General features: G+C 61.0%; 23 protein-coding genes. 15 read left to right on the forward strand and 8 right to left on the reverse strand.

The window, feature by feature from the left end:
* The first annotated feature begins 1 nt into the window (after window position 1).
* A complete protein-coding gene (locus AC0L2H_RS01230; protein ID WP_473588480.1) occupies window positions 2-331 on the forward strand; it encodes a hypothetical protein in 330 nt (109 codons plus the stop codon).
* A 28-nt stretch (window positions 332-359) separates the two neighbouring features.
* Here AC0L2H_RS01230 and AC0L2H_RS01235 read toward each other — a convergent pair whose 3' ends face one another.
* The 5 genes from AC0L2H_RS01235 to AC0L2H_RS01255 all read right to left on the reverse strand — a co-directional run bounded on the left by AC0L2H_RS01235 (window position 360) and on the right by AC0L2H_RS01255 (window position 3,131).
* Complete coding sequence (locus AC0L2H_RS01235) at window positions 360-692, reverse strand: hypothetical protein (RefSeq protein ID WP_473588481.1); 333 nt, start codon at window positions 690-692, stop codon at window positions 360-362.
* A gap of 2 nt (window positions 693-694) precedes the next feature.
* Window positions 695-1,054 (reverse strand): hypothetical protein, encoded by a 360-nt coding sequence (locus tag AC0L2H_RS01240; protein WP_473588482.1) that lies wholly within the window; start codon window positions 1,052-1,054, stop codon window positions 695-697.
* Window positions 1,054-2,274 carry an NRAMP family divalent metal transporter gene (locus tag AC0L2H_RS01245; RefSeq protein WP_473588483.1) on the reverse strand — a complete coding sequence of 407 codons (1,221 nt, stop codon included), beginning with the start codon at window positions 2,272-2,274 and terminating at the stop codon, window positions 1,054-1,056. The genes AC0L2H_RS01240 and AC0L2H_RS01245 overlap by 1 nt, the downstream gene beginning before the upstream one ends.
* Complete coding sequence (locus AC0L2H_RS01250) at window positions 2,271-2,732, reverse strand: hypothetical protein (RefSeq protein WP_473588484.1); 462 nt, start codon at window positions 2,730-2,732, stop codon at window positions 2,271-2,273. The genes AC0L2H_RS01245 and AC0L2H_RS01250 overlap by 4 nt, the downstream gene beginning before the upstream one ends.
* Window positions 2,733-2,894: 162 nt before the next feature.
* Window positions 2,895-3,131, reverse strand: a complete 237-nt coding sequence (locus AC0L2H_RS01255; RefSeq protein ID WP_473588485.1) for a hypothetical protein — start codon at window positions 3,129-3,131, stop codon at window positions 2,895-2,897.
* Between the two features lie 339 nt (window positions 3,132-3,470).
* Here AC0L2H_RS01255 and AC0L2H_RS01260 point away from each other — a divergent pair, with 339 nt between their 5' ends.
* The gene (locus tag AC0L2H_RS01260; protein ID WP_473588486.1) at window positions 3,471-5,771 is read left to right on the forward strand and encodes an FdhF/YdeP family oxidoreductase; all 2,301 of its coding nucleotides are present in this window, start codon (window positions 3,471-3,473) and stop codon (window positions 5,769-5,771) included.
* An 84-nt stretch (window positions 5,772-5,855) separates the two neighbouring features.
* Here AC0L2H_RS01260 and AC0L2H_RS01265 read toward each other — a convergent pair whose 3' ends face one another.
* Both AC0L2H_RS01265 and AC0L2H_RS01270 read right to left on the reverse strand, forming a co-directional pair.
* The gene (locus tag AC0L2H_RS01265) at window positions 5,856-6,074 is read right to left on the reverse strand and encodes a hypothetical protein (RefSeq protein WP_473588487.1); all 219 of its coding nucleotides are present in this window, start codon (window positions 6,072-6,074) and stop codon (window positions 5,856-5,858) included.
* On the reverse strand, window positions 6,071-6,337 hold the full coding sequence (locus AC0L2H_RS01270) for a hypothetical protein (protein ID WP_473588488.1): 267 nt from the start codon (window positions 6,335-6,337) through the stop codon (window positions 6,071-6,073). Before AC0L2H_RS01270 ends, AC0L2H_RS01265 begins: the two co-directional genes overlap by 4 nt.
* 408 nt (window positions 6,338-6,745) lie before the next feature.
* On the opposite strand from AC0L2H_RS01270, the gene AC0L2H_RS01275 reads away from it, so the two are divergent.
* Both AC0L2H_RS01275 and AC0L2H_RS01280 read left to right on the forward strand, forming a co-directional pair.
* Window positions 6,746-7,531, forward strand: a complete 786-nt coding sequence (locus AC0L2H_RS01275) for an SDR family NAD(P)-dependent oxidoreductase (RefSeq protein WP_473588489.1) — start codon at window positions 6,746-6,748, stop codon at window positions 7,529-7,531.
* 100 nt (window positions 7,532-7,631) lie between these two features.
* Window positions 7,632-8,810, forward strand: coding sequence for a zinc-dependent alcohol dehydrogenase (locus AC0L2H_RS01280; RefSeq protein ID WP_473588490.1), 1,179 nt, complete (start codon window positions 7,632-7,634; stop codon window positions 8,808-8,810).
* 415 nt (window positions 8,811-9,225) lie between these two features.
* On the opposite strand, the gene AC0L2H_RS01285 is transcribed toward AC0L2H_RS01280, so the two are convergent.
* The gene (locus AC0L2H_RS01285) at window positions 9,226-9,498 is read right to left on the reverse strand and encodes a hypothetical protein (protein ID WP_473588491.1); all 273 of its coding nucleotides are present in this window, start codon (window positions 9,496-9,498) and stop codon (window positions 9,226-9,228) included.
* Between the two features lie 217 nt (window positions 9,499-9,715).
* On the opposite strand from AC0L2H_RS01285, the gene AC0L2H_RS01290 reads away from it, so the two are divergent.
* From AC0L2H_RS01290 to AC0L2H_RS01340, 11 genes are all read left to right on the forward strand, one after another.
* Window positions 9,716-10,822 (forward strand): NAD-dependent epimerase/dehydratase family protein, encoded by a 1,107-nt coding sequence (locus tag AC0L2H_RS01290; RefSeq protein ID WP_473588492.1) that lies wholly within the window; start codon window positions 9,716-9,718, stop codon window positions 10,820-10,822.
* Window positions 10,819-11,892 (forward strand): GDP-mannose 4,6-dehydratase, encoded by a 1,074-nt coding sequence (locus AC0L2H_RS01295; protein WP_473588493.1) that lies wholly within the window; start codon window positions 10,819-10,821, stop codon window positions 11,890-11,892. The genes AC0L2H_RS01290 and AC0L2H_RS01295 overlap by 4 nt, the downstream gene beginning before the upstream one ends.
* Window positions 11,889-13,181, forward strand: coding sequence for a TIGR04295 family B12-binding domain-containing radical SAM protein (locus AC0L2H_RS01300; RefSeq protein WP_473588494.1), 1,293 nt, complete (start codon window positions 11,889-11,891; stop codon window positions 13,179-13,181). The genes AC0L2H_RS01295 and AC0L2H_RS01300 overlap by 4 nt, the downstream gene beginning before the upstream one ends.
* Complete coding sequence (locus AC0L2H_RS01305) at window positions 13,166-14,266, forward strand: glycosyltransferase family 4 protein (protein WP_473588495.1); 1,101 nt, start codon at window positions 13,166-13,168, stop codon at window positions 14,264-14,266. The genes AC0L2H_RS01300 and AC0L2H_RS01305 overlap by 16 nt, the downstream gene beginning before the upstream one ends.
* Window positions 14,267-14,268: 2 nt before the next feature.
* Window positions 14,269-15,399 (forward strand): CgeB family protein, encoded by a 1,131-nt coding sequence (locus AC0L2H_RS01310; RefSeq protein ID WP_473588496.1) that lies wholly within the window; start codon window positions 14,269-14,271, stop codon window positions 15,397-15,399.
* Window positions 15,396-16,490: a CgeB family protein gene (locus AC0L2H_RS01315; protein WP_473588497.1), complete on the forward strand. Its 1,095-nt coding sequence runs from the start codon at window positions 15,396-15,398 to the stop codon at window positions 16,488-16,490. Before AC0L2H_RS01310 ends, AC0L2H_RS01315 begins: the two co-directional genes overlap by 4 nt.
* On the forward strand, window positions 16,487-17,590 hold the full coding sequence (locus AC0L2H_RS01320; RefSeq protein ID WP_473588498.1) for a CgeB family protein: 1,104 nt from the start codon (window positions 16,487-16,489) through the stop codon (window positions 17,588-17,590). Before AC0L2H_RS01315 ends, AC0L2H_RS01320 begins: the two co-directional genes overlap by 4 nt.
* A gap of 23 nt (window positions 17,591-17,613) precedes the next feature.
* A complete protein-coding gene (locus AC0L2H_RS01325; RefSeq protein ID WP_473588866.1) occupies window positions 17,614-18,657 on the forward strand; it encodes a UDP-glucuronic acid decarboxylase family protein in 1,044 nt (347 codons plus the stop codon).
* Between the two features lie 110 nt (window positions 18,658-18,767).
* Window positions 18,768-18,968, forward strand: a complete 201-nt coding sequence (locus AC0L2H_RS01330) for a hypothetical protein (RefSeq protein WP_473588499.1) — start codon at window positions 18,768-18,770, stop codon at window positions 18,966-18,968.
* 330 nt (window positions 18,969-19,298) lie between these two features.
* A complete protein-coding gene (locus AC0L2H_RS01335; protein WP_473588867.1) occupies window positions 19,299-20,402 on the forward strand; it encodes an inositol-3-phosphate synthase in 1,104 nt (367 codons plus the stop codon).
* The gene (locus tag AC0L2H_RS01340; protein WP_473588500.1) at window positions 20,399-20,995 is read left to right on the forward strand and encodes a histidine phosphatase family protein; all 597 of its coding nucleotides are present in this window, start codon (window positions 20,399-20,401) and stop codon (window positions 20,993-20,995) included. Before AC0L2H_RS01335 ends, AC0L2H_RS01340 begins: the two co-directional genes overlap by 4 nt.
* The last annotated feature ends 8 nt before the right edge of the window (window positions 20,996-21,003 follow it).

The raw sequence follows: 21,003 nt of genomic DNA on the forward strand, positions 1-21,003 counted from the left end.
CATGGCCGAAGTCCCCAAACCGAGTCTCGCCGAAGCCAGAGGTGAAATTCAGGCGGGCGCCATGCACGACAAGACCCCAGGTTTCGACCCTGCCGTCGCCCCATTGGAGACTGACGCCGAGGCGGCGGACACACGAAATCCGAGCGTTGAAGCCGGTCCGCGACGTTCTCATCAGCGGAAATTCGAAAACGACACCAGCTTTGCCGGTGCGATGCGGCCGGTCGAGAGCGAGCCAGGATTGCGGCCTGGCAGCAATTGGCCGCTGTTGGTGATTGCAGCTGTCGTTCTGATGGCAGCCGCGATTTTTCTGACGGCAAGCATGCTGCGTTAAAAGGATGTCCACCCGACGGCGCGACGACTTACTCCTGAGGGTCGCTTACGTCCTGCATGCCGGAGAGTTCGCTTATCGGACACAGCAGTCGCGGTCGCGCTGGGTCGGAGATGTCAAGCTTGTCCCAGGGAATGCGATAGAAACCGTCGCGGCGGCGCAGTCGCAAAAGGTCGAGCACCGCCACGCCCATTGCCGAGGCCGAGAGACGCTCGAAAGCAGCGTAGATGCCGACATGGAATTCGGTAACGACAAGATCTTCGCCATCCTGTTCGGCGCGAATCTCCTCGATGTGACCGATGCTCTTGCCTCGCTGCGATAGCACACGTCGCCCAGCCAGATGGTCGAGATTGACGGTAATCATCATCAAGCTCCCGGAATGCGTCCTATGACATGATCGCGCAACCAGTCCTGCCAGGCGAAAATCGACGTCTCGCGCACATCGATGTCGAATTCGATGTCGATGCCGATATCTTTCACCTTGTTCCAGGCGATCCGATGCGGCTCGCCATGGCGCTTGCCACCCAGCTTTGCCGCGAGCTGCGCCACCCAACGTCCGGGCCGCGCGCCAAGGCGACGCGCCAAAGCGATTGAGCCGAGCTCAACCGCAACGATCCTTGGCGGCTTGCCTGGCCGTAACTCCGCCACCAGCCCGTCGACCTTGCCGATTTTGACCTGCTCGCGGTCGACCACCTGCTTGTCCAGGAGATCACGCAGCAATTTCATCATGTGCCTCCGAATATCTGCAGTGGGATGGTCACCACGGCCAGCACGAAGCCAAGCGCGATGATGAAGATGACCGCGGCATTCGAGAGAACGCCGTTGCGATGATCGCCGACGTAGCGTTCGTCGTTCAGCAGAAACAGGAACGGAACCACCGTCAACGGCAGGCTGGCCGCCGTCAGCGCCATGGAAAAGATGGTGAGCCTCAGTGGATCGAGACCAAGCATCATAGGGATGGCGGCCAGAAGCAATGATATCGTATAGACGGCGCTGAAGCCCGGATCGTCGCGCGGCTTGCGATCCTCGCCCCACGTCCAGCCCAGGCCTTGAGCCACAAGATAAGCTTGTTGCAGCCCGACCTCGAGTGCAGCACCGAAGCAGGCGATGGCGAGAGAGGCAACGAACAGAACGAAGCCCCAGAACCCGAATATCTGGATCAGCATCAACGGCAATTGATGGTAGTCGTTCACCTGGTCGATACCGTGCGTTGCGAGCACAAGAGCGGCCACGATCAACACGCCGATCGAAATGGTGCCGCCGAAGCTCATGCCCAGTCCCGCGATGGCCCGATTGATTCCGAGATAGCTGCCGTCCCACTGGTCCTCGATAGCCCCCGAGGAATAGAACATGAACAGATAGGGCGATATCGACGCGCCAAGAATGCTGACCGCCATGAACCAGTAATTGGCGGCATCGTGGGTTGGCAGCGAAGGCACCGCGCCGGCTGCGACTGCTGTCCAATCAGGTTTCAGCATCACGGCTCCGACAACGAAACACAACGTCACCAGACCAAGGATCGACACGCCTTTCTCGATGAATCCGAACGTGCCTTTCCAGAGCAGCAGCCAAGCCAGCAAAGCAACCGGCAGCGCCCACCACTGGAAACCTATGCCGGTGGCAAGTTCGAGCGCGATGGCAACGCCACCGATCTCGGCGGACAGCACCATGAAATTGACCAGCAGGGTGGCGAGCAACGGCCATAGAAAGACGTTAAAGCCAAACCTCTCCCGGATCCCGTCGGAGATCGTGTGATGGCTCACAGCCGCGAACCGGCCGGCCATTTCCACGAGAAAGATGATGCAGATGGTGCCGAGGACCACCGCCCAGATCAGCTGGAATCCGAAGGTCGTGCCCGCCTGCGCCGCCGTCGCCATCGATCCGACCTCGAGAAAACCGCCGACGCTGGTGACGACACCGAGCGATATCTCGAAAAGCTTCTTCATGGCTTGGTCGGCAAATATCTGGCATGGGCGGCGGCCAGAGAGCGCGAAGCCCGGCGAAGATCCTGCCGCGCGTCTTGAACCTCCGGCAGGTCGCCGGCCCGCAATCCAGCCTCGGCACGGGCCACCGCCACCGACAAGTCCTTGACCGCTGCCGACAAGCCAGCTTGCTCGGCAGGCTCAACCGTCCCGGCCGATCGGATTTGCACCTCGGCATCGGCCAGCCTCTTGCCGACCGATTGCAGCGTGCCTGCCGTGTATGCGAACGGTGCCGCCCCCCTTATCCAGGCATCAACCACCATCGATGCTGTCTGTGCAGCCGAGGCGGCGATGCGCGACTGCTGCTCGATATGCTCGGATCGCGAGCATGCCGTCAACGCGCCCAGAAGCAACAGCAGGAATAAACGGTTGAGCTTAAGATGAAGGCCTTTAAAGATTACAGCCCGCGTTTGGTGCGCCACATGAACAGTCTCCCCGGGGCCGACAAAACTGTGCTCGGCGTGAGTTTGATTTAGAGCGCTCGACGAGCCCGTCAACCGAAGGACGCCCATCGGTCTGGCGAGCCATGAGCAACGCTGGCAGGAGCCGACCCGCGCCTCATGCGCTAGACCAGAACGGGTCCTTCAATCGGCACGATCCTGCTCGGCCTCGCTGCCGGGTTTGTCGATCTTGTATTCGTGAATCAGGCCGAGAATCTGGCTTCTTACCGTGTCGCGGGCGTCGGGCTGAATGAAAGGCATCAGCTCTTCGACGGCATGCACGACCTTCCGCGGCAGATCCACAACCACATCGGTGAACTCGCTCCCACGCTTATACATATTGTCGGTCAGCTTCTTGTCGAGGTCGGAAAGGATGCCCATCATCCACCCCCAGATCAGTGCTCTCTGCTCTCTTAATGACCAGTCCAGCAGAGATGTTCCGCGAAGAACTTTGGCGCCCAGGCCGCTGGAGAATCTTGACGGCCAGAAGCGATCGTTCGGACGACCGCGACATGGCCTCTGGCCGCGAAAGCCTCGCTTGGCAACGACGCTGACCAGTTCCCCGGCGAAACCACCAGCAACAGGGCTCTTATCGTGCCAGTTTTACTTGTAAAAGGCTCGGGCGCTATCAGGATTGGTCCAGCGACTTTCTCTCCGCTGACTCGGGAACAATCCATCGCAGGTGAGGTTTGGTGGTCGCATTGACGAGGACCACCTGCCATGAAACCCGCCGTAACCGATCGTGTCGAAATTAAGAAATACGACCACCCGACGGGCGGGTGGGGATCTCTGACCTCGTTGATCCGCAAGGCATATGGCGAAGGCCTGTTGATGTCGGGGATATGGAGCACGCTGCTCAAGCAAAACAAGGCAGACGGCTATATGTGCGTCTCCTGCTCATGGGCCAAGCCAGCCGAGCCGCGCCCTTTCGAGTTTTGTGAAAATGGCGCCAAGGCCACTCTATGGGATCAGACGACGCTGCGCTGCGGCCCCGACTTCTTCGCCCGACATTCGGTGACCGAACTGCTCGATTGGCCGGATCGCGACCTGGAAAAGCAAGGCAGGCTCACAGATCCGCTACGCTACAACGCCGTTACCGATCACTATGAGCCGATTTCCTGGGATGAGACCTTTGCCGAGATCGGCATGGAACTTCGGCGCCTCGATCCAAAGTCGGTTGTCTTCTACACGTCCGGCCGGGCCTCGCTGGAGGCTTCGTTCATGTATCAGCTCTTCGCGCGTATCTACGGTTCGTCGAACCTGCCCGATTCTTCCAACATGTGTCACGAATCGACCTCGGTCGGGCTTCCGGAATCGATCGGTTCGCCGGTCGGGACCGTGCGACTCGAAGACTTTTCCCAATGCGACATGATGTTCTTCTTCGGCCACAACACGGGCGTGACGGCCCCGCGGCTGTTGCACCCGCTGCAGGAGGCCCGTCAACGCAACGTGCCCGTGTTCACCTTCAACCCCCTGCCGGAGCGAGGGCTCAAGCGCTTCAAGAACCCGCAGGATCCTGTTGACATGCTGTCGCCGGGTCCCGGCACCAAAATGTCCAGCGACTTCTTCCAGGTCCGCGGCGGCGGCGATATCGCCGCCATGACCGGCATCGCCAAGGCTGTGCTCGCTCTCGACGACGCAGCCCGCGAGCGGGGAAATTCACGTGTCCTCGATGTGGAGTTCCTCGCCGAGCATACGCACGGCTTTGCCGAATTCGAGGCCTATCTGCGCGCTGCCGAGTGGGATGACATCGTCGCCCGATCGGGCATCGCGCGACCGGATCTGGAACATGTCGCGGAGGTCTACAGCCGTTCCAACGCGGTGATTGGCAACTATGGCATGGGCCTGACGCAGCACAGGCATGGTATCGAGAACGTGCAGATGTTGTGCAATCTGCTGCTGATGCGCGGCAACATGGGAAAACCCGGCGCCGGCATTTCGCCACTGCGGGGTCATTCCAACGTCCAGGGCCAGCGCACCGTCGGCATATCTGAAAAGCCTGAACTCGTACCACTCGACAAGTTCGCGGAATTCTACGCTTTCGAGCCACCGCGCGAGAAAGGCCTTGATACGGTCGAGACCTGCGAGGGCGTCATTGCCGGCTCGGTGAAAGGCTTTGTCGGCCTGGGTGGTAATTTCGTCCGCGCCGTGCCCGAAACCGGCCTGGTCGAGAAAGCCTGGCGGAGACTTGGTCTGCATGTCGAGATCGCGACCAAGCTCAACCGCAGTCACCTTTTCCCCGGGGCGATAACTTATCTGTTGCCCTGCCTGTCGCGGCTGGAGAGAGATCTCCAGGCAAGCGGCGATCAAACTGTTTCCATTGAGGACTCCACGGCTTGCATCCATGGTTCCTTTGGATCGCGCCCGCCGATTTCGCCAAATCTGCTTTCGGAGCCGAAGATCGTCGCCGAGCTTGCAAAGGCCACCGTGCCAGGCGTGAGTTCGATCCCTTGGGACAAGTGGATTGCCGACTATTCCCGTATTCGCGATGAGATCGAGCGCTGTTTTCCGCAGCATTTTCGCCATTTCAACAAAAGGTTCCTGACACCCGGAGGCTTTCATCGCGATATCAAGGCATCGAAGCGAATTTGGGAGACGCCGAACAAGAAGGCCAATTTCAAGCTGCCGACAACGCTTGAGACAGATCCCGATATCGATCTTTCGGGCCGCAAAGTGCTGACGTTGATAACAGTGCGTTCTAACGACCAGTTCAACACGACCGTCTACGGCTATGACGACAGGCTGCGCGGCATCCATGGCACACGCATGGTCTTGCTGATGAATGAGGCGGACATCCAGCGGTTCGGGTTGAGTGCCGGACAACAAGTCGATCTCGAAACGCATGCTGATGACGGTGTGGAGCGTCGCGTGCGCGGCTTGCGGGTGACACCCTATTCCGTGCCTCAGGGCAACTGCGCCGGGTACTATCCCGAACTCAATCCCCTGGTCCCGCTGTGGCATCGCGCCGAGAAGGCTCACGTGCCAGCCGCGAAGTCCGTTCCCGCAAGAATTGTTTGCTGAGACCAAGAGGCTCTCAAGCGGCGAAGACGTGCGCGGTTAAAATCTCGGCAGTGTCATGGCAGTTGGACAGGCGGCAGTCGCCGTCTAGCCGCCGCTCAGTTTGGGCGACGCCGGCTGCGTTGGTTGCGTGCCCTGCTGGTCCCCGCCGGTACTTGTCTGGGGCGTCGGATTGGTGTCCGTCGTCGGATTTTTGTCGACCGGCTCGCTGTTGACATTGTCCGTCTTGGATTTGACCGGATCGGCATTGTTGTTGCACCCAGCCAGGAAGAGCAACGCCAACGATGCTAACAACGCTGCTCTCATGCCAATTCTCCCCCGCTGAGTTCGGGCGAAGCCGCCGGCTGATGACCTATCCGGTCGAACCGTACGGAAAGCCCCTGTCTGAGGGCATACTCGGCCAGCAAACGATCTAGTTCCATGTCCTCGATCGGACTTCGCACCACTTGGCGAATGGCCTTGCAGGCCAGCTCGGTCGAGACAAAATCATATCTCCTGCTCCTGGCGATGACGTATTGCTCGACCAGCATCCCGACGCGCCTGAGCGCGATTTCTTCGGCATATTGCATCTTTGCTTATCTCTCCTCCTCCGGCCGAACTGCCGGACCGGTAAGTTGTTCCCGCTTTCGACCAAAAAACGCAGTCCTCCGAAACATCGAAGCCCGCGCCTCCCTATGTGAGCGGCGCGGGCTGATCAGGCCGGCGGCGGGCCCGATCGCGCAGCGTCAAAGATGGGAGGACAACAACGCCGCATGATGCCGAACTTGGATCAGCTTCGCTTGTTCCAGCTTGAAAGAATTAATTGCGGACCGGCTTCGACAATCGTCGCCAGACCCGTGTCGACGCGTCAAGGAAATCGCCGAGCGCGCCTCCACGATGAGTGACGACCACGCGCGACAACCAGTCGGAGGCATAAAGATGTCACGGAACATTCGCGGCCGCCGGTGGTTCGGCGGGGACGAAGATCGGAGGACACAATGGCAATCGCAAAATTGGCTGTGGTGACCGGAGCCTCGAGCGGCATCGGCAAAGAACTTGCCAAACTGTGTGCAAAAGACGGCTACAATCTCATCATAGCCGCCGACGAACCCGCGATCCAGCAGGCGGCCGAGGCACTCGCTTCGCACAATGTTGCGGTCGAAGCCATCGAAGCCGATCTGGCGACCGTCGAGGGTGCCGACCGGTTGATCTCCCGGATCGGCGATCGCGACATCGACCTTCTGTTCCTCAATGCCGGACGCGGGCTTGGCGAGGGGTTCGTCGATCAGGACTGGAAAAAGGTGCGCCGCATCATCGACACCAACATCACCGGAACCGTCTATCTGGCGCATGAACTTGGCGCCAGGATGGCCCGCCGCGGACGCGGACGCATCCTGTTTACGGGATCGATCGCCGGTTTCATGCCCGGTACTTTCCAGGCTGTCTACAACGGCACCAAGGCGTTCATAGACTCCTTCTCGATCGCACTGCGCCATGAACTGCAGGACACCGGCGTCACGGTCACGGTGCTGATGCCCGGCGCCACGCAGACGCGGTTTTTCGAACGTGCCGAGATGATGGACACCAAGGTCGGCACCGACGAGAAGGACAACCCCGCCGACGTGGCCAAGACCGGTTACGAAGCTATGATGGCGGGCGAGGAACAAGTCGTCAGCGGCTGGAAGAACAAGCTGCAGGTTGCCGCCGCGCACGTCACGCCGGCAGGCACGCTGGCGGAACAGCATCGCAAGATGGCCGAGCCGGGTTCGGCCTCCAAGGACTGATCTCGATTAACGGAGCAGACGATTTGCGGCCCGAGACACCCTTTGAACTTTTGGGCGGGACATCCGCCCGTCAACCTTCTTCCAGCTCAGGAGCAACATGATGAAGGCCCTCACATGGCACGGCAAAGGCGATATTCGATGTGACCAGGTCGCTGATCCCGCCATCGAGGATGATCGCGACGTCATCATCAAGGTCACCTGCTGCGCCATATGCGGCTCGGACTTGCATCTGATGAACGGCTACATGCCGACCATGGAATCTGGCGACGTGCTCGGCCACGAGACCATGGGCGAGGTGGTGGACGTCGGTCGCGGTCATTCCAAGTTCAAGAAGGGCGACCGGATCGTGGTGCCTTTCAACATCTCCTGCGGCGAGTGCTGGTTCTGCACGCGCGGGCTGTTCTCGCTTTGCGACCGGTCCAATCCCAACGCCAAGCAGGCGGCGGAAGCGATGGGGCAGTCGCCGGCCGGCCTGTTCGGCTATTCGCACCTGGTCGGCGGCTATTGGGGCGGACAGGCAGAATATCTGCGCGTGCCCTTCGCCGATGTCGGTCCTATCAAGGTGCCGGACGGCATTGACGACGAACAGGTGCTGTTCTTATCCGACATCTTTCCGACCGGCTATATGGCGGCCGAGAACGCGGGCATCGAGCCCGGCGATACCGTCGCCATCTGGGGCTGCGGCCCGGTCGGCCAGTTCGCCATTCAGAGCGCATGGATGCTCGGCGCTGGACGCGTCATCGCCATCGACAAGGTGCCGGAGCGGCTGGCCATGGCGCGCGGGCATGGCAAGGCCGAGACGCTCGATTTCAGCAATTCCGACATCTATGACGCCCTTATGGCGATGACCGATGGCCGTGGCCCGGATCGCTGCATCGACTGCGTCGGCACGGAGTCCGATCCCGGCGCCAGTGCCGACGCCATGCTCGACAAGGTCAAGGCTGCCGTCTACCTCGGCACTGACAGGCCGCATGTCCTGCGCGAGGCAATCTATTGCTGCCGAAAGGGCGGCACCATTTCAGTTCCCGGCGTCTACATCGGCCTCATTGACCATATCCCGTTCGGTGCGGCGATGAACAAGGGCCTGACCTTCAGGATGGGCCAAACCCATACGCAACGTTATCTGGAGCCGCTTCTGGCCAAGGTCCAGAACGGGGAGATCGATCCGTCCTTCGTCATTACGCACAGAGCCGGCCTCGAAGCCGGGCCGGATCTCTACAAGGCGTTCCGCGACAAGCAGGACGGCTGCATCAAGGTGGTGATGCGGCCACATGGCTGAGATGTCGGATCTGCCTTGGGCAATCCGCTGCCTACTGGCGGTTCCGGAACTTTCGGCCGTGGCGGCGGTTGGAACAAATCGACAGCGACGCGAGCGCCTTTACTCTGGCACTGCAAGGAGGTTCCCATGAGTAACGAGAATTCCACATCGAAGCCCGGCGTCCGAACTCCAAACCCCGGTGGCCTGCCGCACCCGCGGCGGAATGCCAATGCCACAGACGCCGGCGCAAAACCGCTGACGCCAAAGACCGCCGGCGCATCGCGACCATCGAGTGCTCCGCTGGATAGTCCTGTGGCCAATCGAAACACGGAACGGCCACGTCAGGCGAGCACCACGCCTAGGCCTACCGACAAGCCGCTGGATTGATCGCGACGAGTCTGCCGCCTGAAATCATGAGCTCGCTGGACGCGCGTCATCAGCTCTTCTGATTGCGCTCGACGAATTTGTTGAAACGGCTGGCTTGTCCGTCACCGGTCTTGTCTTGATAAAGAAATGCCAGATCGTTCTCATCGAATATCCGGAAGAACTCGTCCCATTCGATTGGCTCGAATGCTTCCTCGGCCTCACCGAAGTCGATCCGCAGGATGCCACCCTCGCCTTTGGTGCGCACCACTGCCGGCCGGCCTTCCCGCTCCTCGGCCCATTTGCGAATCTCATTGTGGTTGGTGGTCGTCTGCGACTGCGACATTGAAATCTCCTTTGATCATCGGCTTCGCCGCATAGGGCGTCACGCGGCTGTCGGGCGTCCTAACAGCACACGGACAGCAATGTTCCAGTAGCGCGAGCTGATCGCGATGTGCCTGCTTCCGAACAAAGCCGCCCAAGGGGAACTTTGTTGAAGCACAGGGAACAAACCTTTTGCCGAATAGTTCGGGGCGCCGAGGTCACTTGTTCGAGGAGTCGTCGTGAAACGCATATTGGTTACGGGAGGCTGTGGCTTCATCGGCCGCCACGTCGCTCAGGAACTCATCGAGCAGGATTATTCCGTACGTATCCTCGATGCGCTGCTGGAACAGGTGCATGCGGGCGAAACGGTTGCCGTTCCCGCCGGAGCCGAACTGATCAAGGGCGACATTCGCGACCGTGAGGTCGTCGCCAACGCACTGGAGGGCGTCGACGCGGTCATTCACCTGGCGGCGGAAGTCGGCGTCGGACAGTCGATGTACGAAATCGCACGCTATGTCGGCACCAATGATCTCGGCACGGCAACGCTGCTCGAAGCGTTGATCAAGCACCCCGTCGAGCGGATCGTCGTTGCCTCCTCGATGAGCGTCTATGGCGAGGGCCTGTACGCCACGCCCGACGGCCGGCGCGTCGACAATGCCCGGCGCAAGGCCGGCGACATCAAAAGCGGTCAGTGGAACCCGCTGTCGCCGGAAGGTGAACCCCTTTCGCCGCTGCCGACTGACGAAGAAAAGCCGGTCGACCTCGCCTCGATCTATGCACTGACAAAATACGCCCAGGAGCGCGCCGTGCTGATCTTCGGCGAAGCCTACGGCATGGATGCGGTGGCGCTACGGCTGTTCAACGTCTTCGGCGCCGGCCAGGCGCTGTCGAACCCCTATACCGGCGTGCTGGCCAACTTCGCCTCACGTCTTGCCAACGGCCAACGGCCAATGATCTTCGAGGATGGCGAACAGAAGCGCGATTTCGTCCATGTGCATGACGTCGCCCGCGCCTTTCGCCTCGCCCTGCAGCAACGCCAGGCAAAAGGTCACGTCATCAACATCGGCAGCGGCCGAGCCTATGCAATCAGCGACGTAGCGCGAATGCTGGCCGAGGCCATGGGAACGCCGAAACGTTCGCCAGAGCTGCTCGGCAAAGCCCGCTCCGGCGATATCCGCAACTGCTTCGCCGATATTTCCAAGGCCCGTGAGTTGCTCGGTTTCGAGCCGGTGCGGCAACTGGAGAACTCTCTCGGCGATTTCGTTTCCTGGGTGCGCAACACGTCCGCCGTCGACCGCGGCGCCGACATGAAACGCGAGCTAGAAGAACGCGGGCTGGTGTCATGAACACACGCAATCGACGTGACCCGCCGATCGCCATTGTCGGCGGCAGCGGCTTCATAGGATCGAACCTGGCCGACAGCCTGTTGTCGGACGGCGAGCCGGTGCTGGTGATCGACAATCTCAGCCGTCCAGGCGTCGTGCAGAACCTTGAATGGCTGGCGCGAGAACACGGTAGCCGCCTTATGGTCGAGACTATCGACGTGCGGGACGCCAATGCCTTGGCGCCCGCCCTGACGGGCGCAAAGGCGATCTTCCATCTGGCCGCGCAAACCGCCGTCACCACGAGCCTGACGCAGCCAGGCGAAGATTTCGACATCAATCTTCGGGGAACGTTCAACGTGCTGGAAGCGGCGCGACTGAGCGGTGAGTTCATCCCGGTGATCTTCGCCAGCACCAACAAGGTCTATGGCAGTCTGCCCGACGTCGCCGTTCGCGTGGAGGGCGATCGCTATGTGCCTTGCGATGACATCATCCAAGCGAACGGCATCGACGAGACGCGCGGCCTGGATTTCTGCACGCCCTATGGCTGCTCCAAAGGCGGAGCGGACCAATATGTGCTCGACTATGCCAAATCCTACGGCATGCCGACAGCGGTGCTGCGGATGAGCTGCATCTACGGACCGCGCCAGTTCGGAACTGAAGACCAGGGCTGGGTCGCGCACTTCCTGCTCAGTGCGCTGACGGGACGGCCAATCACCATTTACGGCTACGGCAGGCAAGTACGCGACATCCTGCACGTCTCCGATGCGGTTGCGGCCTACAGGGCCGTTCTCGACCGGATAGAGATCACCAAAGGCCAGGCATTCAACCTCGGCGGCGGCCCGGAAAATGCGCTCAGCCTGCGTATGCTGTTGAGCGAGATCAGCGGCCTGACTGGCCGCGAGCTTTCGATCCGCCATGATCGAGAACGAACCGGCGACCAACCTTTCTTCGTGGCCGATACCCGCAAGATCAAAACCACGCTTGGCTGGAAGGCGCATGTTTCATGGCGCGAAGGCATTCGCGATCTCGCGGACTGGCTGCAACGCCACCGGGTCGAGCCTCGCCCCGAAGTCGTGAGGAACGTCGCGTGAGGATCGCCCTGGTAAACCCGTTCTGGACGTATGACGACAGCATCTATTTCGGCTGCCGCCAACCCCATCTGCCGCTGGAGCTCGGCTATTCGAAATCCCTGTTGGAAAAAGCCGGGCATGAGGTGCTGATGCTGGATGGGCAGTTGCAGAAGCTCGACAATGCCAGCCTCTGCGAACGCGTGGCTGACTTCGCGCCGGCAATGACAGTGGTCAGCACCGCGCCCACCTATCTGTTCTGGCGCTGCGCACCGCCGGAATTGCGCGTGCCGGCCGATTTCCTCAGCCGCCTCGCCGGGCGCGGCGGACGCACGGTCGCCGTCGGGCCGCACGGCTCGGCGACGCCGGCGCCGACCCTGCGCAAGCTTGGCGCCGACATTGTCGTGCGCGGCGAATGCGAGGAAGTCGTCGCAGAACTTGCCCAGCGCAACGATTGGGGCACGGTGCCTTCAACCGCCTATCTGCGGGATGCCAAGCTGGTTTCGAACGGCGGCGTCCATGCCAGTTCATTTGTCGATCATCCGCCGCTCGAATGGCCAGTGGACTGGATCGCTGCCCATTCGCATCATCATCACAGGTTCGATGATCATCAAGTTGGATACGGCGCTGAAGTCGAGGCGTCACGCGGTTGTCCGTATAATTGCAGCTTCTGCGCCAAGATCGATTTCCGCGATGCCTATCGGCGCCGAAACCACGAGGCGGTGGTGACGGAAATCGATCGCCTGATCGGCCAAGGTGTTGGCTACATCTACTTCATCGACGAAATCTTCCTGCCGCAAAAAGCATTGCTGGAAGCATTGATCGATCGCGATGTGAAGTTCGGCGTACAAACCCGTATCGACCTGTGGAAACCCGAGCTGCTGGAATTGCTGGGAGCTGCCGGCTGCGTCTCAATCGAAGCCGGTCTTGAAAGCCTGACAGTGGAAGGCCGTGCCATGCTGGCGAAGCGCTGCCGGTTGGGCACCGAGGAACTCGCCGCGCTGCTCGTCGATGCCAGGCGTCACGTTCCCTTCGTCCAGGCCAATCTGATCGGCGTGGTTGAGGATGATCCTGCGCTGGTCGATTACTGGCGAACCCACCTCATCGATAACGGCGTATGGGCCAATGAACCCGTCCCGCTTTATCCATATCCGAGTTCGCCCAGCTATCGCGAGCTTTGGGGTGAACCCGACGACCTCGCCTGGGAGCGCGCGCATGATCACTACCTCGCATCGTTCCAGAAGTTCAGCGACATCCAGGAAAAGCGCCCGCGTCCGCTGGTGGAACTGGAGGCGACATGTTGCAGACACTGACGCCGCGCTCGCGGCGCATTCTGATGACCGTGGATGCCGTGGGCGGTGTGTGGCGGTATACGCTTGATCTGGCCCGAGAACTTGTCAACGGCGGCGACAGCGTGGTGCTTGCAGGGCTTGGCCCACAACCATCCCGTCAGCAGGCCGAGGAGGCGGAGGCCTTCGCGACACTGATCTGGCTTAACACGCCGCCGGATTGGATGACCCGCAACGCCGCTGATCTCGATACCTTGCCGCGGGAATTGCGTGCGCCCATACGTGACCACGCCATCGATCTTGTCCATCTCAACGCGCCGACGCAGGCAGCGGGATTGAATGCGGGCTGCCCAACCGTGGTGGTCTCGCATTCCTGCGTGACGACCTGGTTCCACGCCGTCAGGAGACAGGCAGTGGATAGCGCATGGGCATGGCAGAAAGAGCGCAACAGGCAGGGCTTCGACAGGGCCGGTGCAATCATCGCGCCAAGCCGCAGCCATGCCGATATGCTCGAGACCTGTTATGGCCCGATTGCGCGCCTAAACGTGGTCGCAAACGGCGCCCGTTCGGCGCCGAAAGCCGAGAAGCGCCAACCGCTCGTCTTCGCCGCCGCCCGCTGGTGGGACGAGGGAAAGAATGCAGCGGTGGTCGACCAGGCAGCGTCGCTGTCGCGATGGCCGGTCTTTGCAGCCGGTTCGATGCACGGGCCGAACGGTGAGTGTGTCAACTTCAGCCATGCCGTTCCTCTGGGAGCGCTGGCCTATGACGAGGTGCGTTCCTTGATGGCGCGTGCGGGCATTTTTGTATCACCATCGCTCTATGAGCCGTTCGGTCTGGCGGCGCTGGAAGCGGCCATGTCGGCGACGCCCTTGGTGCTCTCCGATATCGCGACCTATCGCGAATTATGGGACGGGGCTGCGATATTCTACGACGCTGGCAACCCGCACGATCTCGCGGCCCGCATCAATCATCTTTCCAGTGATGCCGAGCACAGACGGAAACTCGGCCAGGCAGCCATCCGCCGGAGCCGCAGGTTTACGCTGGCAAAGCAGGCAGCGGCCGTGCGCGGCGTCTACGAAAAAGCGGCGCTAGCCATGGCGGAGCGCTGAACATGCGCTTTCTGTTCTACACCCATTCGGTCGTTTCCGACTGGAATCACGGCAATGCCCATTTCCTGCGCGGCGTCATGCGGGAGCTGGTGGCGCGCCAGCATCAGGCGGTCGCGCTGGAGCCGGCGGACGGCTGGAGCCGGTCGAATCTGCTGGTCGAGAAGGGATCCTTTGCCATCGAACGTTTTCGCAAGGATTTTCCCGAGTTGATGCCGGTGACCTACGACGCCGGGTTTGACCATGAAGCCTGGATCGCTGATGCCGACGTGGTGGTCGTTCATGAGTGGACTGATCCGGAGCTTGTGGCACGCATCGGCCGTGCCCGGGCCGCTGGCGGCAACTTCATCCTTCTGTTTCACGATACCCATCACCGGGCCGTGTCGGCGACCGAGGCAATTTCGGCACTCCGGCTGGAGCATTATGATGGCGTTCTCGCCTTCGGCGAAGCCTTGCGGGAGAGCTATCTGCGCGCCGGCTGGGGCAAGCGCGTCTTTACCTGGCACGAAGCGGCGGATGATCGCCTGTTCACGCCGCACCGGGAGATCCACCCCACTTCGGATCTGGTCTGGATTGGAAACTGGGGAGATGATGAACGGACCGCCGAACTCAAGGAATTTTTGATAGAACCGGTGCACGACCTCGGCCTTGAGGCCACTGTGCACGGCGTCCGCTACCCCAAGCCGGCGCTCGCCGATCTGGCCATCGCCGGTTTGCGCTACGAAGGCTGGATCGCCAATGCCGACGTGCCGAAGACGTTCGCCGCGCATCGCGTCACCGTCCACATCCCACGGCGGCCATACCGGGACGGCCTGCCCGGAATTCCGACGATCCGCATGTTCGAGGCACTCGCTTGTGGCATTCCGCTGATTTCAGCACCGTGGTCAGATGTCGAGCACCTGTTCAGGCCAGGCGTTGATTTTCTGTTTGCAAAGAATGGGTCGCAAATGCGGCAACACCTCCGGACGCTGTTGGCCGATGCGGATTTCGCGGCCTCTCTGGTGAACTCGGGCCTTGACACCATTCGCTCGCGGCACACTTGCCGGCACCGCGTGGACGAATTGATCGGCGTGCTCGCCGAGTGTGGCAACCAAAACACCACCAACCCGGCCGTCGCAAAGGAAGCTGCTGAATGAAGATTGCATTCTATGGATCGAGCCTTCTGTCGTCCTATTGGAACGGTGCTGCGACCTATTACCGTGGATTGCTCAAGGCGCTTTCCCGATTGGGTTATGAAATCACCTTCTATGAACCCGATGTGTACGACCGGCAGAAGAACCGCGACATCGAGGCTCCGGATTGGTGCACTGTCGTTGTCTACGCGGCGACCCAGCATGCGCTGATGCAGGTGGCGGCGCGTGCCGCCGAGGCCGATATCGTCGTCAAGGCGAGCGGCGTCGGTTTCGAGGACGAAACGCTGCTGGGCGCCGTGCTTGATCACGCCCGCAGCGACGCGCTCGTCGTTTTCTGGGATGTGGACGCGCCAGCCACCCTCGCCCAACTGCGCGACGAACCGGACCACCCGCTCCATAGCGCGCTGCAAAAAATCGATCTTGTGTTGACCTATGGTGGCGGCGACCCGGTCGTATGGGCCTACCGGGCACTTGGAGCCAAGGAATGTGTGCCGATCTACAATGCGCTCGATCCCGAAACGCACCATCCGGTCGCCCCCCACACGCGCTTTGCTTGCGATCTGGCGTTCCTCGGAAACAGGCTCCCGGATCGTGAGGCGCGCGTCGAAGCTTTCTTTCTCGATCCTGCCAGCCGTTTGCCGGAGCAGCGTTTCCTGCTCGGCGGATCGGGCTGGGGCGACAGGCCACTGCCCGCCAATGTCGATTGGCTCGGCCACGTCGGCACCCGCGATCACAATGCCTTCAACGTCACACCCAAGGCGGTGCTGAACATCAGCCGCGACAGCATGGCCGTAAACGGTTTTTCACCGGCCACGCGTGTCTTTGAGGCGGCCGGTGCCGGTGCCTGCCTCATCACCGATGCCTGGCTAGGCGTGGAACTGTTCCTGAAGCCAGGCGAGGAGATCCTGGTGGCGCGCGACGGCGGCGATATCGCCGAGATCATGCGCTCCCTGACCCGCGGTCGGGCAAAGGCAATCGGCCAGGCCGCGCTTCACCGCGTGCTGGCGGACCATACCTACGCGCTGCGGGCGGCCGTCGCAGATGCCGTCTTCAAACGTCATTTCGAGCACGGGACCGTGGAGGCAGCGGAATGACCAGGCAACTGGACATCGTCTTTCTCGGCCTGTCGCTGTCCTCATCCTGGGGAAATGGCCACGCCACGACTTTTCGGGGCCTGCTGAACGGCCTGCGCGGACTTGGTCACCGCGTGACCTTTCTGGAGCGCGACGTGCCGTGGTACGCCAACCACCGCGATCTGCGCAATCCGGATTTCTGCGCCTTGCGCTATTACGAAACCACTGCGGAGTTGCAACGCGACTACGCACCGTGCCTGGAGCAGGCCGATATCATCGTCGTCGGATCCTTTGTTCCAGAGGGACGTGCGGTCATTGACATCGTCGCCTCGCTTTGCAAGGGGCAGCTTTGCTTTTATGACATCGACACCCCGGTGACGCTGGCGAAGCTTTCGGCCGACGATTGCGATTATCTGAGTTGGCGGCAAATCCCGTATTTCGACGTCTACTTCTCCTTCGCTGGGGGACCGACGCTTCGCCAACTGGTGGAGGACTTCAACGCGCGCCGTGCCGAACCGCTCTACTGTTCGGTCGATCCGGAACATCACCACCGGACCAGCAATCCGATCCGTTGGGATCTCGGCTATCTCGGCACCTACAGCGCGGACCGACAGGCTACGCTGAACACTCTGCTGCTCGAACCCGCACGGCATATGCCGGACCGCCGTTTCGTCGTGGCCGGCTCGCAATATCCGTCCGGTATCATCTGGCCGGCCAACGTCGAGCGCATCGAACATTTGCCGCCGGCCAATCACGCCGCGTTCTACAGCCGTCAACGCTACACGCTGAATGTCACACGCAGTTCCATGATCGCCGCGGGATGGTCGCCCAGCGTACGCCTTTTCGAAGCGGCGGCTTGCGGCACGCCCATCATAAGCGACCGCTGGCCAGGCCTCGACAGCTTCTTTCCCGCATCGGCGATCCACACTGCCGCGGAGACGGACGATGTCGTCGGGATCCTGTCCGACGAGACGGAGCGTACACGCCTCGCCATGGCCGGCCGGGCACGCGAACTCGTCCTTGCATCCCACACCGGTGCGGCCAGGGCCCGCGAATTTGTGATGGCGCTGACGCAACCGAAGGCGGCGGCGCTCGATCTCGATATTGGAAGTGCAGCATGACTGATAGACAGGAGAAAACGGCGATGCGACAAACAAGAAAATCGCAAAGGGCGAAGACAGCGCTCGTTGCCGGTGGCGCGGGTTTCCTCGGTTCGCATCTTTGCGAAACATTGTTACGCAACGGCTGGCGCGTGATCTGCGCCGACAATTTTCTCACCGGACGCATGGAAAATATCATCTCGATCATGGACCAGCCGGGCTTCCGGTTGATCGAACAGGATATCTGCCGGCCATTCGATCCTGGTGAGCCGCTGGATCGCATTTTCAACCTGGCATGCGCTGCCTCGCCGCCGCGTTATCAAGCCGATCCGATCCACACCACGCGAACCTGCGTAATCGGAACGCTCAACCTGCTCGAACTCGCTACCCGTAATGATGCGCGATTGCTGCAGGCGTCAACGAGTGAAGTGTATGGCGACCCGGAACAACATCCGCAGAGGGAAGACTATGTTGGCCACGTCAACTGCACGGGGCCGCGGGCTTGTTACGATGAAGGCAAGCGCACTGCCGAAACGCTGTGCTTCGATTATCTGAGAGCCGCCAAAGCCGATATCCGGGTGGCGCGTATCTTCAATACCTACGGTCCCAGGATGGATCCTGCCGACGGCCGCATCGTCTCGAACCTGATCGTGCAGGCGCTCGAGAAGCGCCCGCTGACGATATTTGGCGACGGCCTGCAGACGCGGTCTTTCTGCTATGTCTCCGATCTGATCGATGGATTGATGCGCCTGATGGATATTGATCCCAATCCGGGCAAACCGGTGAATCTGGGCAATCCCGAGGAGTATACCATTGTGCGGCTGGCGGGGTTGGTAAAGGCGATGACCGGCACCAAATCGGATCTGAAGTTTCTCCCGCTGCCGCAAGACGATCCGCGGCGCAGGCAGCCCGATATCTCGTGCGCAAAAGCACTGCTCGGCTGGAGGCCGAGCGTGCCTCTCAAGGAAGGGCTGATGCAAACGATCGACCACTTTGCCGGGATCGAGAACAGCCGGATCAAAGGCATGACGAGATCGATCGGAACAGGCATCAGACCGGCATCGGACAGCCTGCACCTTTCAGCATGAAGCTCATCGGGGCGTCGCATGGTCCTTGAACGCGATCATGCTGTGTCCGTCGATTTCTGCGGATCAAGGGAACATCCGGCGATGCTTGTAGTTCGACGGTGAGAGCCGATGTGGAGAACGAACCGGTGCAATCCAGACGATCCGCGAAGGATATAAAACAAATCTCGGAAAGGGAAACGGCTGCGTTTCTGCGCCGCGCTTCCATCACCTATCTCGAGTGCTGTGTCAGCCTGATGATGACGCATCTGCAGCGGGAGGAAGTGGCCGCCATTCTGGAGCAGGAAGCAGACATGCTGCGAAGGCTGGATTGACCGTGACCGACCACGCTCGTCAAGAAACCGAGTGAGCATTGTTTCGTATCGCTTGGCGGCGCGCCGGCGCCTCAATCGATGCGGCCACGATAGCTGCAAACCCAAGCCCGATGCTCGGATTCCAACGACTCATCTGTTTGCATCGAGACGTGCCTGGCAGCGAGCGCAACCAGACGATCATCGGTCGATTCTCCAATACCGTGCGGGCAACTCGGCATGTGCAGCTTCGATCCATGCCGTCGCGCAATTTTTCCATAGGCCAAGGAACATTCCGGCACGCTGGCGGTTCGGCGCCAGGAACTTACCTTGAACAGCATAGGCGGCAGTTTCGTGCGATCGAAAAAGGTTCGTGTTGGTATTGTTGGGGTCGGCAATTGCGCATCCTCCCTGGTGCAGGGCCTCTCCTATTATCGTCACGCAAAAAGCAACGAACCGATCCCCGGCCTTATGCATGCCGATCTCGGGGGGTATCATGTCGATGACATCGAGATTGTCTGTGCATTCGATATCGCCGGGAGCAAGGTTGGCCGCGACGTCGCGGAAGCGATCTACGCCACCCCGAACAACACATTCCGCTTTGCCGACGTGTCGACAACAGGCGTTGGCGTCGAGCGCGGACCGACGCTCGACGGGATCGGCAAATACTTGCGCGATGAAATCGAAGAGGCGCCGGAGCCGGTTGCCGATGTTAGCGAGGTTCTGCGCAAAAGCGGCACCGACGTGCTGGTCTCCTATCTGCCGGTTGGTTCTGAGGAGGCGACGCGCTTCTATGCCGAATGCGCACTCGAGGCCGGCTGCGCCTTCGTCAACTGCATACCCGTTTTCATCGCCTCGCGTCCGGAATGGCGCAGGCGCTTCGAACAGCGCGGGCTGCCACTGGTTGGCGACGACATCAAGAGCCAGGTGGGCGCCACCATCGTCCATCGGTTGTTGGCCAACCTCTTCCGCGAGCGCGGTGTTCGCATCGATCGCACCTATCAGCTGAATTTCGGCGGCAACACCGATTTTCTCAACATGCTGGAACGCGAACGGCTGGAATCGAAGAAGATCTCGAAGACACAATCCGTGACCAGCCAGTTCGACGTTCCCCTGGAGCCGGGCAACATTCATGTCGGCCCCAGCGACCATGTGCCTTGGCTTACCGATCGCAAGTGGGCCTATATCAGGGTGGAAGGCACGACCTTCGGCGGTGTGCCGCTCAATGCCGAGCTCAAGCTGGAAGTCTGGGATTCGCCTAACTCGGCCGGTGTCGTGATCGATGCGGTGCGCTGCGCCAAGCTGGCGCTCGACCGTGGCATTGCCGGAGCCCTGACGGGTCCTTCAAGCTATTTCATGAAATCACCTCCCGAACAGTTCACTGACGCCGAAGCGCGGCAGCGCACACTCGCCTTCATCGCCGGCAAGGGCGAGCCTTTGCTGGATGCCGCGGAATGACAACGACTTTCCTTCTGATCCGCCATGCGGCGCACGACGATGTCGGCTTCTATCTTGCAGGCCGGATGGAGGGAGTTTGTCTTGGCGAACTGGGGAAGGCGCAGGCAGCACGCCTTGGCGGCCTCATGGCCCGGGAGCCGATTGCCGCGATCTTGTGCAGCCCGCGTGAGCGCACGCAACAAACCGCAGCGGCAATCGCGAGCGCCTGCAATGTCGGTGAAATCGCCATCTGCGCGGAACTCGATGAAATCGACTTCGGTGCCTGGGCGGGAAAGACGTTCGACCAGTTGAGCGGCGACGCCAGCTGGCGGGCATGGAATGACCGGCGCCAGGAGGCAATGACACCGACGGGGGAGACCATGCTGGATGTCCAGCAGCGCATCGTGTCGCTGATGGAGCGGGCTCGCGAATTGCATCCGAACCGATGCGTCGCCCTGGTTAGCCACGCCGATGTGATCAAGGCCGCCGTCTGCAAGGTCCTTGGCTTGCCGGCCGGCGATTGCTTTCGCTTCGATATCGATCCCGCCTCCATCACGACGATCGTGTCGGGGGACTGGGGAGCGAAGCTGATCCGATTGAACGAAGTCGCCTGACGAGGACT

The organism is Mesorhizobium sp. WSM4871, assembly GCF_055811295.1.